The organism is Olsenella sp. An290, assembly GCF_002159535.1.
Lineage (GTDB): Bacteria > Actinomycetota > Coriobacteriia > Coriobacteriales > Atopobiaceae > Thermophilibacter.
Genome location: NZ_NFIU01000005.1, coordinates 1 through 15,453, shown reverse-complemented (window position 1 = coordinate 15,453; position 15,453 = coordinate 1). Strand labels below are relative to the sequence as shown.

14 protein-coding genes are annotated in these 15,453 nt (G+C 68.6%); 3 read left to right on the top strand and 11 right to left on the bottom strand.

The window, feature by feature from the left end:
* Window positions 1-263: 263 nt before the first annotated feature.
* From B5F84_RS04430 to B5F84_RS04395, 8 genes are all read right to left on the bottom strand, one after another.
* On the bottom strand, window positions 264-695 hold the full coding sequence (locus B5F84_RS04430) for a zinc ribbon domain-containing protein (RefSeq protein WP_075280274.1): 432 nt from the start codon (window positions 693-695) through the stop codon (window positions 264-266).
* 65 nt (window positions 696-760) lie between these two features.
* Window positions 761-2,167, bottom strand: coding sequence for a Mur ligase family protein (locus tag B5F84_RS04425; RefSeq protein ID WP_087321291.1), 1,407 nt, complete (start codon window positions 2,165-2,167; stop codon window positions 761-763).
* Window positions 2,168-2,205: 38 nt separating this feature from the next.
* Window positions 2,206-2,805: a GTP cyclohydrolase I FolE gene (gene folE, locus B5F84_RS04420; protein WP_087321289.1), complete on the bottom strand. Its 600-nt coding sequence runs from the start codon at window positions 2,803-2,805 to the stop codon at window positions 2,206-2,208.
* Window positions 2,806-2,808: 3 nt separating this feature from the next.
* Entirely contained in the window at window positions 2,809-3,642 is an 834-nt protein-coding gene (locus tag B5F84_RS04415; protein ID WP_087321287.1) for a formate/nitrite transporter family protein, read from the bottom strand.
* The gene (locus tag B5F84_RS04410; protein ID WP_087321285.1) at window positions 3,639-4,493 is read right to left on the bottom strand and encodes a bifunctional 5,10-methylenetetrahydrofolate dehydrogenase/5,10-methenyltetrahydrofolate cyclohydrolase; all 855 of its coding nucleotides are present in this window, start codon (window positions 4,491-4,493) and stop codon (window positions 3,639-3,641) included. Before B5F84_RS04410 ends, B5F84_RS04415 begins: the two co-directional genes overlap by 4 nt.
* Window positions 4,486-5,127 (bottom strand): cyclodeaminase/cyclohydrolase family protein, encoded by a 642-nt coding sequence (locus B5F84_RS04405; RefSeq protein WP_087321283.1) that lies wholly within the window; start codon window positions 5,125-5,127, stop codon window positions 4,486-4,488. The genes B5F84_RS04410 and B5F84_RS04405 overlap by 8 nt, the downstream gene beginning before the upstream one ends.
* Before the next feature lie 16 nt (window positions 5,128-5,143).
* Window positions 5,144-6,817: a formate--tetrahydrofolate ligase gene (locus B5F84_RS04400; RefSeq protein ID WP_087321281.1), complete on the bottom strand. Its 1,674-nt coding sequence runs from the start codon at window positions 6,815-6,817 to the stop codon at window positions 5,144-5,146.
* Window positions 6,818-6,892: 75 nt separating this feature from the next.
* Window positions 6,893-7,921, bottom strand: coding sequence for a LacI family DNA-binding transcriptional regulator (locus B5F84_RS04395; RefSeq protein ID WP_239378249.1), 1,029 nt, complete (start codon window positions 7,919-7,921; stop codon window positions 6,893-6,895).
* A gap of 167 nt (window positions 7,922-8,088) precedes the next feature.
* On the opposite strand from B5F84_RS04395, the gene B5F84_RS04390 reads away from it, so the two are divergent.
* Entirely contained in the window at window positions 8,089-9,171 is a 1,083-nt protein-coding gene (locus B5F84_RS04390) for an aldose epimerase family protein (RefSeq protein WP_087321279.1), read from the top strand.
* Between the two features lie 285 nt (window positions 9,172-9,456).
* Here B5F84_RS04390 and B5F84_RS04385 read toward each other — a convergent pair whose 3' ends face one another.
* The 3 genes from B5F84_RS04385 to B5F84_RS04375 form a co-directional block, all read right to left on the bottom strand.
* Window positions 9,457-11,103, bottom strand: a complete 1,647-nt coding sequence (locus B5F84_RS04385) for a galactoside ABC transporter permease (RefSeq protein ID WP_087321277.1) — start codon at window positions 11,101-11,103, stop codon at window positions 9,457-9,459.
* 12 nt (window positions 11,104-11,115) lie between these two features.
* Window positions 11,116-12,624, bottom strand: coding sequence for a sugar ABC transporter ATP-binding protein (locus tag B5F84_RS04380; protein ID WP_087321276.1), 1,509 nt, complete (start codon window positions 12,622-12,624; stop codon window positions 11,116-11,118).
* A gap of 140 nt (window positions 12,625-12,764) precedes the next feature.
* A complete protein-coding gene (locus tag B5F84_RS04375; RefSeq protein WP_087321274.1) occupies window positions 12,765-14,060 on the bottom strand; it encodes a substrate-binding domain-containing protein in 1,296 nt (431 codons plus the stop codon).
* 195 nt (window positions 14,061-14,255) lie between these two features.
* On the opposite strand from B5F84_RS04375, the gene B5F84_RS04370 reads away from it, so the two are divergent.
* Window positions 14,256-15,008, top strand: coding sequence for a tRNA threonylcarbamoyladenosine dehydratase (locus B5F84_RS04370; protein ID WP_087321272.1), 753 nt, complete (start codon window positions 14,256-14,258; stop codon window positions 15,006-15,008).
* Window positions 15,009-15,158: 150 nt separating this feature from the next.
* Window positions 15,159-15,293: a hypothetical protein gene (locus B5F84_RS09740; protein WP_255375233.1), complete on the top strand. Its 135-nt coding sequence runs from the start codon at window positions 15,159-15,161 to the stop codon at window positions 15,291-15,293.
* Window positions 15,294-15,453: the final 160 nt, after the last annotated feature.

The window sequence follows — 15,453 nt, the reverse complement described above, 5'->3', positions numbered from 1 at the left end:
GCAGCGTCGAGCGATATGCGGCGCCTGTCCGGGGCCTGCCGGCCCGGGGAAGGGACAGACGCCTAGATAGTCTGCGTTCGAGCGCTATGTGCAAGGATGCGCTGCATCAAGGACACGCCTTTCGTCATTGCCTGCCCATAGGTTTACCACAAGTGGGCCGCGTCTATGCACGGGGAAACAGATTCGCAGCATCTGCGCGCCCGCCAGACGAAAAAGGCCCCGCCTGGGCGGGGCCGTGCGTGCCGAGAAGAACCTGCGGGCCGCTACTGGATGCGGGTGCGGCAGTACGGGCACACCTTCCAGTCAGCGTTCAGCGGCCGGTGGCAGGTGGGGCAGACGTTCCTGACCTGCGTGTTGCAGATCGGGCAGACCACGAAGTCGCGGTCGATGGGCGCACCGCACTTGGGGCAGATGCCGTAGTGGGAGAGCTGGTGCTCGCGCAGGGCGATGTCGAGGTCCTGCTCCTCGCGGTCGATGAGGTAGGAGCTCGGGCGCAGGATGACGTAGGCGAGCAGGCCCACGATGGGGATGACGGAGATGATGGCCCACATCCACCAGGGCTCGGCGCCACGGCGCTGGGCGTCACGGATGACGTAGACGATCGAGAGGATGTAGAGCATGACGACGCAGACGACCATGAGGTAGAGGACCATGCGGACCTCGGGGGTGATGAGCTGGTCGAAGAGTTCTTGCATGGGGACTCCTTAGTAATCGCGCGTGTCTTGGCTGGGCCAGAGTCAGCGAACAATCATACCAAAAGCTAGCGCATGAGTGCCGAAAGCTCTCCGGCCAGTGTGATGGAACCGCAGGCGACGAAGGATTCTCCACACAATGAGGACGTCGCGGCCTCAACCGTCGGATACACCCCCACCACCTCGGACCCCTCGGCCTCAAACAGAGCGGCAAGCTCGGCCGCGGGAAGCGCCCGCGCGCTCGCCGTCTGCGTCACGGCCACGCGCGGGAAGGCGCCCGCGAGAAGCCCCACGATCCCGCGCACGTCCTTGTCAGCGAGCACCGCGGCAAGAAGGACCGGGCGCTCGGCGCGCGCCGGGGCCACGGCGTCGACGGCCGTGAGAAACGCGGCGACGGACTGCGGGTTGTGACAGGCGTCAATGAGCACGGGGGGCTCGGGGCGCAGCAGCTGGAAGCGGCCCGGCGTGGGGCAGCGCACGACGGAGGTGAAGAGGGCGTCCGCGTCGAGCGCGCGCCCGAGGTACGCCTCGGCAAGCGCGACCGCGCAGGCGATGTTGGCCGCCTGGTAGGCAGGCTTGAGCGCCGCGAGCTCGGGGTAGGTGGCGCGCGGGGTGCTCACGGTGAGCTCGAGCGGCCCTCCCAGGCGCTCGGGACGGCGGGTGATGCGATAGGACGCGCGGGGAAGCCCCGGATGCTCGCGGACCGTCCCCTCGTGCATCTCCCCCGCCGCGTCCGAGGGCACCTCCGGGCGCAAGAGCACCGGCTCGACGCCCGCCTCGCGCGCACGCGCAAGGAAGACGTCCTCCACGCTCGCCGGCGTGGCGGTGCCAACGCCGAGCACGCAGGCGCGCCCCGGGGCGATGATGGCGGCCTTCTCCCCCGCGATGGCCTCGAGCGTGTCCCCGAGTATGCGCGTGTGGTCGAGCCCAACGCCCGTCACGGCGACGGCGCGGATGGACTTGGCGGCAGACGTCGCGTCCCAGCGGCCGCCCAGGCCGCACTCGAGCACGGCCACGTCCACACCGGCCTCGGCAAAGACGACCATCGCGGCCACCGTGAGCGTGTCGAACTCAGTGACGTCATAGGGGCGCAGCCCCTCGGCGCGCCGGCGCGCGTTCACGCGCTCGCCGGCCACATGGGCCGCGGAGACGCCGCGCGCGAAGGCCTCCTCGGAGACGGGCGCGCCGCCCACCTCCATGCGCTCGGTGTAGCTCACGAGCTCAGGGGAGGTGTAGAGGGCAACGGAGAGCCCCTCGCCGGCGAGCGCGGCGGCGCAGAAGCGCGAGGTCGAGGTCTTTCCGTTGGTCCCCGCAATCTGGACGCAGTCGAAGGCGAGGTCGGGGTCACCGAGCTCGGCGAGCATGTCCTCGACGGTCTCGAGCAGGGGCTCGATCCCAAAGCGCAGGGCGCCGCGCACGATGGCGAGGGCCTCCTCATAGCTGATCGTAGGGACGGCGAAGGGCAACTGGTACATTCTTCTCGCTCCTTTGGGCGGGCGGCTCCTGGGTCGGCCTAGAGGCCGAGCAGACGCAGGGCCTCCTCGCGGGTCTTGAGGTCGCGCATGCAGCCGCGCACGGCCGAGGTGGTGGTGAGGGCGCCCGCGGCCCGGATGCCGCGCATGGTCATGCAGGTGTGCTCGGCCTCCATCACCACGAGGACGCCGAGCGGGTCGAGCTCGCGCACCATGGCGTCGGCCACCTGCGAGGTGAGGCGCTCCTGAACCTGGAGACGCCGCGCGTACCCCGAGACGCAGCGCGCGATCTTGGAGAGGCCCGTGATGCGGCCGTCGCGCGGGATGTAGCAGACGTGCGCCCTCCCGGTGAAGGGCAGGATGTGGTGCTCGCAGAGCGAGGAGAACGGGATGTCCTTGACGATCACCATCTCCTGGTTGCCGGGCTCGTGGAACTGGCGCCGCAGGTGCGCGCCCGGGTCCTCGCGCATCCCGCCCAGAACCTCCTCGCAGGCGCGGGCCACCCGGTCGGGCGTGCCCAGAAGGCCCGGGCGGTCGGGGTCCTCGCCGATCGCGAGCAGGAGCTCGCGCACGGCGGCCTCGACGCGGGGCTTGTCGATGGGCCCGAAGCCCTGGCCGTTCCTCTCGTCCGCCGATGACATGGGCTACTCCCTCCCGGCGCGGGCGCGCCCGTAGACGAACCAGTACGACACGCCCACGAGGAGCACGCCGCCCACGAGGTTGCCCAAGGTGGCGGCGGAGAGGTTGGAGAGGACGCCCGCCAGGTCGACCGACCCCGCAACGCGCCCGGACGCCTCGAGCATGAGCGCGTAGGGCAGGAAGAACATGTTGGCGACGCAGTGCTCGAAGCCGCTGGCCATGAACGCCATGACGGGCAGGAGCGCCGAGAAGAACTTGTCGGTGACCGAGGTGGCGGCGTGCCCCACCCAGACGGCAAGACACACGAGCACGTTGCAGAGGACCCCGCGGGCAAAGGCGACGCCCCAGTCGAGCGCGACCTTGCCCTCGGCCACGGTGAGGGCCGCCTGAGCCACGGCCCCGCCGTTGGCAGACCCCGCGTCGGCGGCAAAGATGAGCGCGGCCATGGCAAGCGACCCGAGCAGGTTGCCCGCGAGCACGATGCCCCAGCTCGCAAGGAGCCTCCCCCACGAGAAGCGCCCGGAGAGCGGGCCCAGCACCATGAGGCAGTTGCCGGTGAAGAGCTCGGCGCCCGCCGAGAGCACGAGGAAGAGGCCCACGCAGAACGAGAAGCCGCCCAGAAGCTGGGAGGCGGCAAAGGGGAGCGACCCGTCAGACTTCACGACGAGCATGAAGGTGGCCCCGAGCGAGATGAAGGCGCCGGCGAGAAGGGCCAGCACGAAGGCGCTCGCGGCGTCGGTCCCCGCCTTGGTCTCGGCCACGCGCTCGGTCTTGAGCTCCATGGAGGCGGGGGTCATTGCCCCGCTGTAGGAAGAGGACGGCTTCTCGGTCACCCTCATGGGCGGCTCCTCTCTGCGGCCTCGACGACGTGCCGGGCCAGGACGGCGGTGGTGATGGCGCCGATGCCGCCCGGCACCGGCGTGATGGCGCGGACGAGGGGGGCAACCTCGTCAAAGGCGACGTCGCCCACAAGGCGAGCGGCCTCCTCGTCCCAGTTGATGCCCACGTCGACGACGACCTGCCCCTCGCGGCAGCAGGCGGCGCCGACGGCGCCCGCGTGCCCCGCGGCGACCACGAGCACGTCGGCGCGCCGGCATGAGGCGGCGAGGTCGCGCGTGTGGGTGTGACAGGTCGTGACCGTGGCGTCGCGCGCAAGCAGCAGGGAGGCGACCGGCCGGCCGATCACGAGCGAGCGCCCGACGACCGTGGCCTCGGCGCCGTCGAGCGCGACGCCGTAGTGGTCGAGGAGGGCGACGACCGCCTCGGCCGTGCAGGGGGCAAAGCCCGCGCCGGCGCCCGAGAGCGTGGAGAGCAGCGAGGCGCCCGTCGCGGCGTCGACGTCTTTCTCGGGCGGGATGGCGGCGCAGGCGGCGGCCTCGTCGAGATGCGCCGGGAGCGGGCGGAAGAGCAGGACGGCATGCACGTCGGCACGCGCGCCGAGCTCCGAGAGCGCGCGCACGAGCTCCTCCTGACGGCAGGTGGCGGGCAGTCCGACGCGCTCCACGGCAAGCCCCGCCGCCAGGCAGCGCTTCTCGGCCGCGCGCTCGTAGGCGAGGTCGTCCTCGCGCTCGCCCACGCGCACGAGGGCGAGCCGGGGCGTCACCCCGCGCTCGGCGAGGGCGGCGACGCGCGGCGCGAGGGACGCGACGAGCTCGCGGGCCACGGGCGCCCCGCGCAGCAGCTCAGCCATGGGCCTCCTCCCCGCGGACACGGCCGACCATGCGAGCGGCCAGGCGCTCGGCGCGCGGGGAGAACTCCGAGAGGAGCTCCTCGGCCGTGGCCTCGATGCGCCCGGCGATCACGCGGTCGTCGAGCGCGGCGGTGTTGACGAAGACGTTGACGCTCGCGCACGCGAGCGCGCCCCCGACGAGCATCGCGCCCGACGCCACGTCGGACTCGAGCAGCCGGGAGCAGCGCTCCCCCATCTGCTCGAGAAGGACGATGGCCCGGCAGCACTCCCCCATCATCGCGAGCGGTGCCATGCAGGCGCCCTTGGTCGCGCGCTGGATCTGCTCGTGCCGGCGGGGGTCGTCGCGCGGGAGCGCGTAGGCCGCCGCGAGCGGCGCGAAGCCCTCGGCGTCCTCCTCGACGAGCTCGAGCAGGCGGTAGCGGACGTCGTCCGCGTCCTCGAGGATGCGGCGGACGTCATCGGCGACGTCGGCGAAGCGCGGGTTGCCGAGGGTGAAGTTGCCGGCCATGGAACACAGGGCGGCCGCGAGCGCGCCCGCAAGGGCGGCCGCCCCGCCGCCGCCCGGCACGCTCTCGCGGGCCGCGAGGCGCTCGGTGAACTCCTCGCACCCCAGCTCGGTAAGTCTCTCGTTCACGTGGGCCCCCCGCCGGCTAGAACAGGCCGACGATGCGGCCGTCGGGCGTGACGTCGATCTTCTCGGCGGCCGGGACCTTGGGAAGGCCCGGCATCGTCATGATGTCCCCCGTGAGGGCCACGATGAAGCCGACGCCGGCCGAGACGCGGAGGTTCCTCACCGTGATGCGGAAGCCCTCCGGGGCGCCGAGCCTGGTCTGGTCGTCGGTGAAGGAGTACTGGGTCTTGGCCATGCAGACGGGCAGCCCCCCGAAGCCCTGCTCCTCGAGCTGCGCGAGCTGGCGCCGCGCGGGGGCGGTGAGGTCGACGCCATCAGCATGGTAGACCCTCGTGGCGATGGCCTCGATCTTCTCGGCGATACCGCCGTCGAGCTCGTAGGCAAAGCGGAAGTCCGAGGGCTCGTCGCAGAGGCGGACGACCTCGCGGGCGAGCGCCTCCCCGCCCTCGCCGCCCTTGGCCCAGACCTCGGAGAGGGCCACGTTCACGCCGAGCTCGCGGACGCGGCGCTCCACGAGCTCGAGCTCGGCGGCGGTGTCCGTGGGGAAGGCGTTGATGGCCACGACGACGGGGAGGCCCCAGACGTCCTTGATGTTGGAGACGTGGCGCAGGAGGTTGGGCAGGCCCGCCTCGAGGGCCTCGAGGTTCTCGGAGGTGAGCTCGGCCTTGGGCACGCCGCCGTTGTACTTGAGCGCGCGCACCGTGGCCACGAGGACCACCGCGGCGGGCTCGATGCCCGTGGCGCGGCACTTGATGTCGAGGAACTTCTCCGCGCCGAGGTCGGCGCCAAAGCCCGCCTCGGTCACCACGTAGTCGGCGAGGCGCATGGCCGTGGTGGTGGCCATCACCGAGTTGCAGCCGTGCGCGATGTTGGCGAAGGGGCCGCCGTGCACGAAGGCGGGGTTGCCCTCGAGCGTCTGGACGAGGTTGGGCTTGATGGCGTCCTTGAGAAGCGCCGTCATGGCGCCCTCGGCATGGATGTCGGCCACGGTGACGGGGCGACGGTCGTAGGTGTAGGCGATCACCATGCGCGCGAGGCGCTCCTTGAGGTCGGCGAGGTCGGTGGCGAGGCAGAACACCGCCATGACCTCGGAGGCCACGGTGATGTCGAAGCCGTCCTGGCGGGGGCATCCGTCCGCGATGCCGCCAAGGCCGTCCACGACGTTTCTGAGCTGGCGGTCGTTCATGTCGACGCAGCGCTTCCAGACGATGCGGCGCGGGTCGATGCCAAGGGCGTTGCCCTGCTTGATGTGGTTGTCCAGCATGGCGGCGCAGAGGTTGTTGGCCGCGCCGATGGCATGGAAGTCGCCGGTGAAGTGAAGGTTGATGTCCTCCATGGGAACGACCTGGGCGTAGCCGCCGCCGGCCGCGCCGCCCTTGACGCCGAAGACCGGGCCCAGGGAGGGCTCGCGCAGGCAGAGCATCGTCTGGTGCCCCAGGCGGTTCATGGCGTCGGCAAGTCCCACGGACGTGGTGGTCTTGCCCTCGCCCGCGGGCGTGGGGTTGATGGCGGTCACGAGGACGACCTTGCCGCGCGCGGGGCGGTTGGCCAGGGCGTGGATGTCGACCTTCGCCTTGGTGCGGCCGTAGGGCTCGAGCAGGTCGGCGGAGATGCCGGCCCTCTCGGCGACCTCGACGATGGGCAGCATGCTCGCTTCCTGGGCGATCTCGATGTCGGACTTGTAGTCGGCCATGGGCAGCCATCCCCTCCACGGAGCTTCACGGACCTCTACTATACCGCGAGCCGGGAGGGCGGGTCGACGGGGTGCTCAGAGACGGGCGTCGCGCACGGAGTCGCGCTCCACGAGCGTGGGGGCGATCCGTATGCGCTCGGGACGATGCCCCGGCGCCGAGCCGAGAAGGGCCTGCTCGAAGGCGCGCCTCCCCCGCTCGAAGAGGTCAAAGCGCACCGTGGTGAGGCTGCTGAAGGGAAGGGTCTCGGCAAGGGAGTCGTCCACGCCGACCACGCTCACGTCCTCGGGAACCCGTCGTCCCGCGTCGCGCAGCGCCTCGATGACGCCCACGGCCATCTGGTCGTTGGCGGCGTAGACGGCCGTCATCTCGCGGTCGGAGGCGAGCCGGGCGCCGGCCTCGTAGCCGCTGCGCGCCGACCAGTCCCCGCGCAGGGGCTCGACCACGGGGATGCCATGCGCCTCGAGGGCGTCGCGCCACCCGCGCTCGCGGAAGATGGAGTCGACCACGTAGACGGGACCGCTCACAAACCTGATCTGCCGGTGCCCGCGGGAGAGCAGGTAATCCATGACGAGCTCCGAGCAGGCGTACTGGTCGGAGTCGACCGTCGTGCAGAGCGGGTGGTCGTACATGGTGAGCAGGACCGTGCTCAGGCGCGGGTGCGGGCGGAACTCGTCGAAGTCGCTCGCCCGGATGCTCATGCTCACGATGAGGCCGTCCACGGGAAGCCCCATCATCCGCCTCGTGACGTCGGCGAGCGAGACGGGCGCGTCGGTCCCGAGCTCCACGACGTTGATGGCGTAGTGATGCTCGCGCGCAGCGGAGAGGATGCCCTTGAACGTGGCGAGGTTGCCGTACTGCGCAACGTTGTAGAGCGAGAGGCCGATGGAGTTGTAGCGTCCGCACCTCAGGGCGCGGCCCGAGTAGTTTGGCCGAAAGCCGAGCTCGTCCATGGCGCGCCGGACGCGCTCTCGCGTGGCGTCGCGCACGTTGGGCAGGTCGTTGACCACACGGGAGACGGTCTGCTGCGAGACGCCGGCCGCCTTGGCCACCTCGGCCATGGAGACGGGCCGGGACGAGGGGCTGCGAAGCGTCGGAGCTCCCATGGGGCCACCTCCCTTCCGACCACTCGCATGGCATTTCCCGCCGATGACGGGAAACGCCGCGTTCTGACGAGCACCAGCAATGTGTACGTTAACATTATTTCTGCGCACGTTCGCCCACCGACGGCGAACGGCCGCGTTTCGTCCCGTCTACGAAAGGGAGGCACGCCGTGGTCGTGAAGGCTTCCTTTGGCAGCGCCCCGGGGGGCTCCGCCGTCAGCACCTATGCGCTCGAGGCGGGCGGTGCCCGCGTGTGCGTCACCGACTTCGGCGCGACGCTCCTGGGGGTCGAGGTCCCAGACCTCTGGGGCCGCACCGCCGACGTGGTCCTCGGCTTTGGCTCGCTTGCGGGCTACCTCGACGACCCCGCCTGCTACGGCGCCACCATCGGCCCCGTCGCCAACCGCACCGACCGCGCCGAGGTGCCCCTGGGGGGCACCGTCTGCCACCTCCCCGGAAACGACGGTCCCGACGGCCGAAACAACCTCCACTCGGACCTCGACCACGGCCTCCACAAGCGCGTCTGGGACGCCCAGGTCGACGAGGCCGCGTGCGCCGTCCTCATGACCACCACCCTTGCGGACGGCGAGCTCGGGCTTCCCGGCAACCGCACCTTCTCCGCCCGCTACGCGCTCGCGAGCCACGACGGCGCGGCAGAGCTCACCGTGGAGTACGGGTGCGAGACGGACGCCCCGACCTTTGTCAACATGACGAACCACAGCTACTTCAACCTCGAGGGCCACGACCGCGCCGTCGTGCTGAGCCAGGAGGCGCTCCTTGAGGCCGACCGCTTCATCCCGGTCCGTGCCGACTCCGTCTCCGAGGGCGACCCCGTTGCAGTTGCGGGCACGCCCTTCGACTTCCGCTCGCCAAAACGCCTCGGCACGGACATCCTCGCCGACGACGTGCAGCTCCACCGCGCCCGTGGCTACGACCACTGCTTCTGCGTCCGCGGCTTTGAGCCCGGCGGGGCCCCGCGCCTCGGCCTCTCGGCCTACGACCCCTCGAGCGGCCGCAGCCTCCAGATTCTCGTCACCACGCCCGGCGCGCACCTCTACACCGGCAACTGGCTCTCCGACGAGGACGCCAAGGACGGCGCCACGTACGGCCCGCGCCAGGGCTTTGCCTTCGAGCCCGAGTTCTACCCCGACTGCGTGCACCACCCCGACTGGCCGCAGCCCGTCTGCACGCCCGAGGTGCCCTACCGCTCGACGATCGTCTACCGCTTCGGCACGGGCCGCCCCTGGGAGTAGTCCCGCGGCAGCCAGCCCCCTCGCAAGCGCGCCCGGGCGGCGGCGAGAAGGACCCTCGCCCTTCTCGCCGCCGCCCGGGCCCTTTCATGCCAAGCGCCATCCCCGCGACGCATGGGAGCGGGGCCCTTGCCAGTGTGGCAAGGGCCCCGCGGGCGCCGTCCCTCCATGGGCTCTGCGGGAAAGACCCCGCCGTGTGCAACGAGGGAAAGGAAGGCTTGGGACGGCGCGGAGAAGCATGGGGGCCCTCCCGGGCGGGCGCCCGGGAGGGAGGGGGACTCGCGGCGACTACTTCTTCTGGATGTACTTGAGGCAGTCGAGCGTGACGGCGAGCAGGATGATGACGCCGGAGAAGACGAACTGGAGGTTCGTGTCGACGCCGAGGATGGTGAGCGAGTAGGTCAGCGCGGTGAAGATGAGCACGCCGATCGTGACGCCCGAGATCTTGCCGATGCCGCCCGTGAAGGAGACGCCGCCCACGACGCAGGCCGCGATGGCGTCGGTCTCCCAGCCCTGGCCGTAGGCGGCCGAGCCGGAACCGACCATGCGCATGCACTCGAGCCAGGAGCCGAAGCCGTAGAGGACGCCGGCCATCATGAACGTGGCGAGCATGACCCAGAAGACGTTGATGCCGGAGACGGCCGCGGCCTCCTGGTTGCCGCCGACGGCGTACATGTTCTTGCCGAAGGTGGTCTTGTTCCAGATGAACCAGACGACGGCGATCGCGGCGACGGCCCAGAGGATGATCGTCGGGAAGCCGTTGACCTTGGGGATGATCATGTTGGGAATCGCGGGCTCGATGGAGCCGAAGGAGACGCCCTTGGTCGCGTACGTCAGCAGGCCGAAGATGATCAGCATGTTGGCCATCGTGGAGATGAACCAGTGCATCTTGAACTTGGCCGTGAAGAAGCCGGCGATGGTGGCAAAGAAGACGCACAGGACCACGCAGACGAGCAGGGCCAGGATGATGCGGCCGACGATGGGCACGGAGGTGAAGTCAAAGGCGACGCCGAAGACGGTGCCGGTGTTGACGCCCTGGTGCATGATGATCGTGGAGGCGGTCATGCCCATGCCGACCATACGGCCGATCGAGAGGTCGGTGCCCGTCTGGAGGATGAGGCCGGCGACGCCGAGCGCGAGGAACATGCGCGGCGAGGCCTGCTGAAGGATGTTGAGGACGTTGGCGGGCGTGAGGAGCTGGGTGCCCTTCACGATCGGCGCCGCGATGCACAGCGCGATGAACACCGCGAGGATCGCGATGTAGAGGCCGTTGCGCAGCAGGAACTGACGGGTGTTGAAGGTGTACTTGTAGTTCTCCCAGCGCTGGGCCTGGGACTCGCCGAGGGTGAACTTGGAGAGGCGCAGCATGTCGATGAGGTGATAGCGGTAGCTGAACGCCTCGTGCTCGCGGTCCTTGGCCGCCTGGAGGTCCTTCTGGTACTCGACCTTGGCGTCGAAGCGACGGTTCTTGTAGACGTAGTTCTCGTCCTTGATCTCCGCGTGGTCCGTGAGGCCGGAGAGGTTGGACTGGTGCTCCTTCTCGAGGCGCGCGAGGTTCTTCTCGTACTTCTCCTTGGCGACCACGCGCTCCTGGGCGCAGGAGGCCTTCACGCGGGAGAGGTAGTCCTTGTCATAGTGGGCGCCAAGGTAGGTGACGGCATCCTTGATGAGCCCGTCGACCTGGGCCTTGTTCTTGGACTCGACGGCCTTGGCCTCGGAGAGCTCCTTCTGGTAGCCGGAGATGGCGCGGTCGCGCTCAGCCTTGGTCAGGATCTTGTCGCGCTTGGTGGCCTCGATCTCGCCCTGGAGGGCGACGACGCGGGTGGTGCCGTTCTCGCGGAGGGCGTCGACCTTGGCCTGGATGCCGCCGACGTAGTCGTCGATGGGCTTGCGCAGCGCCAGCTCCTCCTCAACGGTAAGAATTGCGTTAGGCATGTGTGATCCCCCTTACAGATACTTTGCGCTCAGGCGCAGGAGCTCTTCCTGGTTCGTCTCCTTGGTGTTGACGATGCCGGAGAGGCGGCCGTTGGACATGACGCCGATGCGGTTGGTGATGCCCAAGATCTCGGGCATCTCGGAGGAGACCACGATGATGGTCTTACCCTCCTTGGCCATCTTGATGATGAGCTCGTAGATCTCGTACTTGGCGCCGACGTCGATGCCGCGCGTGGGCTCGTCCATGAGGAAGACCTGCGGGCCGCGCTCGAGCCACTTGCCAAAGATGACCTTCTGCTGGTTGCCGCCCGAGAGAGACGAGATCAGGTCGTCGGGGCTCATGCACTTGGTGTGCATGGTCTTGATCTCGGAGTTGGTGGCGTTGACCATCTTGGGGCGCGAGAGCGAGGGGCCGGACTTGTACTGGCCCAGGTTGGTGATCGTGGTGTTGAACGTCAGGTCACCCTTGAGGAAGAGGCCGTTGGCCTTGCGCTCCTCGGTGATGAGGGCAAAGCCGTAGTCCATGGCCTCGCGGGCGTTCTTGAAGTTCATGAGGTGGTCGCGGAAGTAGACGCGGCCGGCCGCGCGCGTGCGGATGCCGAAGATCGTCTCGAGCAGCTCCGTGCGCCCGGCGCCCACCAGGCCGTAGAGGCCGAAGATCTCGCCCTTGCGAACGTCGAAGGTGATGTCCTGGAGGTTGGGCGCGTACTTGGTGGAGAGGTGCTGGATGGAGAGGATCGGCTCGCCGGGGGTGTTGTCGACCGGCGGGAAGCGGTTGTCGAGGGAGCGACCGACCATGGCCGAGATGAGCTCGTTCATGTTGGTGTCCTCGGTGCGCTTGGTCATGACGAGCTCGCCGTCGCGCAGCACCGAGATGTCGTCGCAGATCTCGAAGATCTCGTCCATCTTGTGGGAGATGTAGATGAGCGAGATCCCCTGGCTCTTGAGCATGCGCATCATCTCGAAGAGCTTGTCGACCTCCTGGCTCATGAGGGAGGAGGTGGGCTCGTCGAGGACGATGACCTTTGCGTTGTAGGAGATCGCCTTGGCGATTTCGCACATCTGGCGCTCGGAGACCGACATCTTGCGCATCGGCTGGGTGAGGTTCACCGTCATGCCGAGGCGACGGAAGAGGTCGGAGGCCTCCTTGCGCATGCGGCCCTCGTCGATGATGCCGAGCGCGTTGGTGGGAAAGCGGCCCAGGAACAGGTTGTCGACGACATTGCGGTCCAGGCACTGGTTGAGCTCCTGGTGAACCATCGCGATGCCGTTCTCGAGCGCGTCCTTGGGCCCGGAGAAGGCAACCTCGTGGCCGTCGAGGAGGATGGTGCCCTCGTCCTTCTGGTAGGTGCCGAACAGGCAGTTCATCATGGTCGACTTGCCGGCGCCGTTCTCGCCCATGAGGCCCATCACGGTGCCGCGGCGAACGTTGAGGTCGATGTGGTTGAGGACCCGGTTGCGTCCGAACGACTTGCTCATGCCTTGAATCGAGAGGATGATGTCGTCTTGCTTGTCAGCCAAATGTATCACCCCTTACTGCAAACGGAGGGGCGCGCAGCGGAAGAACCGCGCGACGCCGTAGGTACGTGACAGGAGGGAGGAGAAAAGCCTCCTCCCTCCTGCGAAGGCGTTCTGTCAGCGGATTGACCGCATCGGACGGCTTAGCCGAGCAGCGAGGTGTAGGACGCGCCGTTGTCCGTCTTCACCATGTTGATCGCGAAGGCGTCGTACTCGCCCGGGTTGCCGAGACGGTTGGTGATGTTGGACTCGGTCTGGCCGTCGCCGCCGATGTACTCCACCGTGAGGTTGAGCAGGTCGTCGTACTTCTCGAGAAGCGGCTGGTAGGTGGAGGACAGGAAGTTGTCCGCCGCGTTGTAGATGTCCAGCCAGACCTTCTTGTTGGGGCTCGAGGACTCGTCGAGCTGGCTCTGCGCGGTGGCGTAGAGGGTGGTGGAGTCCATGAAGTCCTGGTAGTTGTCGGCGGTGACCGCGAGGTTCATGGCGTAGTAGGAGCGCTCGTCCTCGCTGTAGACGTAGTCGTCGGCGGAGATGACGTTGCCCGCCTCGTCCTCGGTGGCGATGCCGGTGTTGATGTCGACGCCGTCGAGGATGTTGCGGATCAGGCGCAGCGTGAGGTAGGCCTGGACGGCCGGGTTCTGGGAGATCGTGCCGGCATAGCCCTCGGCGATGGCCGCGACGGCGTCGGAGTTGGCGTCGTAGCCGAAGGTCGGGACGTTGTTGTCCTTGGACCAGGCGTTGAACATGGACATGCCCATGCCGTCGTTGTTGGAGACGACGACGTCGATCTGGTCGCCGAAGGAGGAGGCCCAGGAGGTGAGGGCGTTGCCCGCCGTGGCGGCGTCCCACGTGGCGCCGGCCTGGTTCTTCATCTCCTGCGAGGCGAGCTCGCGGACCGTGTACTCCTTGCCGTCGTCAGCGGTAATCTTGGCGTCCTGGACGATGGTGGAGGAGCCGTCGGTGTTGGTGCCGACGGGCTCGGAGTTGATTGCGCCGTCGACCTCGACGCCGGTGCCCAGGGACTTGCGGGTGCCGCGGGTACGGGCGATGGAGTCGTTGTGGCCGATGTCACCGACGGCGAGGACGTAGCCGATGATGCCGTCGCCGTTGCGGTCGAGCTCGGCGGCGTGGGCCTTGATGTAGGTGAGGACCATCTCGCCCTGGAGGTCGCCGCCCTGCGTGGCGTCAAAGCCGACGTAGTAGGTGTTGTCGTTGTAGTTGAGCGTGGCCATGTCGAGCTCGCCCGTGGTGGAGTTGGACGGCTGACGGTTGAAGAAGATGACCGGCTTCTCGTTGTTGGCCGTGGGCTCGCTGGTGTTGGAGTCATCGGCCGGGGTCGTCTCACCGCCGTTGTCGCAGCCGGCGAGCACGCCCGCGCCCGCGACGCCCATGACACCAAGGCCGCAGACCTGCAGGAACTTACGACGTGACATATCCATGGTGCGGTATCCTTTCCCTATTTCGTACGCCGCGTGTCGGCGTACGCCCTTACCCTGATGAGTACGTTAACATCATGTCCCAACGCTGTTCCGCGCATCCGAGGCCGCTCCGCAAACGGTAGGGTTTGCCCGCATGAGCGGTTGCGCGAGGGAGCCGCCCGCGGGCGGCGTCAACCACCGGACGAGGAGGGCTCGATGGAGGGTCTTGACGAGGGGCGGGACAGGCCGGAGACGGCAAAGGACCGGCTGCGGCTCATCCTCGGCGACGAGGGGCTCGAGCGGCTCTCGGAGGCGCGCGTCGCCGTGATCGGCCTTGGCGGCGTGGGGTCGTCGTGCGCCGAGGCGCTCGCGCGCGGCGGCGTGGGGCACCTCGTGCTGCTCGACCGTGACGTGGTGGCGCCAAGCAACATCAACCGGCAGGCGCTCGCGTTCACGAGCACGCTCGGACGGCCCAAGGCCGAGGTCATGTGCGCCATGGCGCTCGACATCAACCCGGAGGCGGACGTCCGCGCCGTGACCGCGTTCCTGGACAAGGACGCGCTGCCCGAGCAGATGGAGGCGCTGGGGCCGCTCGACTACGTGGTGGACGCCATCGACACCGTGGCGCAGAAGCTCCGCCTTGCCGCCTGGTGCGCCGAGCGCGGCGTGCCCGAGCTCTCCGCAATGGGTGGCGCCAACAAGCTCGACCCGTGCCGCCTGCGGTTCGCGCACATCGAGGACACCATCAACTGCCCGCTCGCGCGCGTCATGCGCAAGGAGTGCCGGCGCCGCGGCATCCGTGGACTGCGGGTGCTCTTCTCGGACGAGGAGCCCATACGCATGGAGGCCATCTCCGACGAGCAGTGGTTGCGCGAGGGCTCGCTTCTCGGGACGATGAGCTACCTGCCACCCATCATGGGCCAGATGCTCGCCAGCCGCGTGATTCGCGACCTCCTGGGGTGGGCGTGACGCAAGCCGCGTGCGACAGAACCCTCCGGGGCATCTGTCGCGCAGGGGCGTCCGCCACAAAATCACCGCTTACGCGCGACGTGGAAAGTTGGTAGGGTAGCTCCTCGCATTCGCCCGCCCTGCGGGTCCCGTCGAGAAAGGTCTGCCCCCATGCCCACCAACAAACGCGAGAGCCTCATCTTTACGATCATCATGTGCTTCTGCATGGTGCTCTGGATGTCCGTCTACAACGTCGCTCGCGTGCATGGCTGGAGCTTCGGCTCCGGAACGCTGGCCGACGCATGACTCGGCTTCCCGCCGGCCTACGTGGTGGCGATTCTGCTGGACGTTCTTCTCGCCAGCCGGTTTGCCAAGTGGTTTGCGTTCCGCTTCCTGGTGACGCCGGGCAAGAGCAGCCGCCTTGCCATCACGCTGGCCATCAGCACGATGATGGTCTTCCCGATGG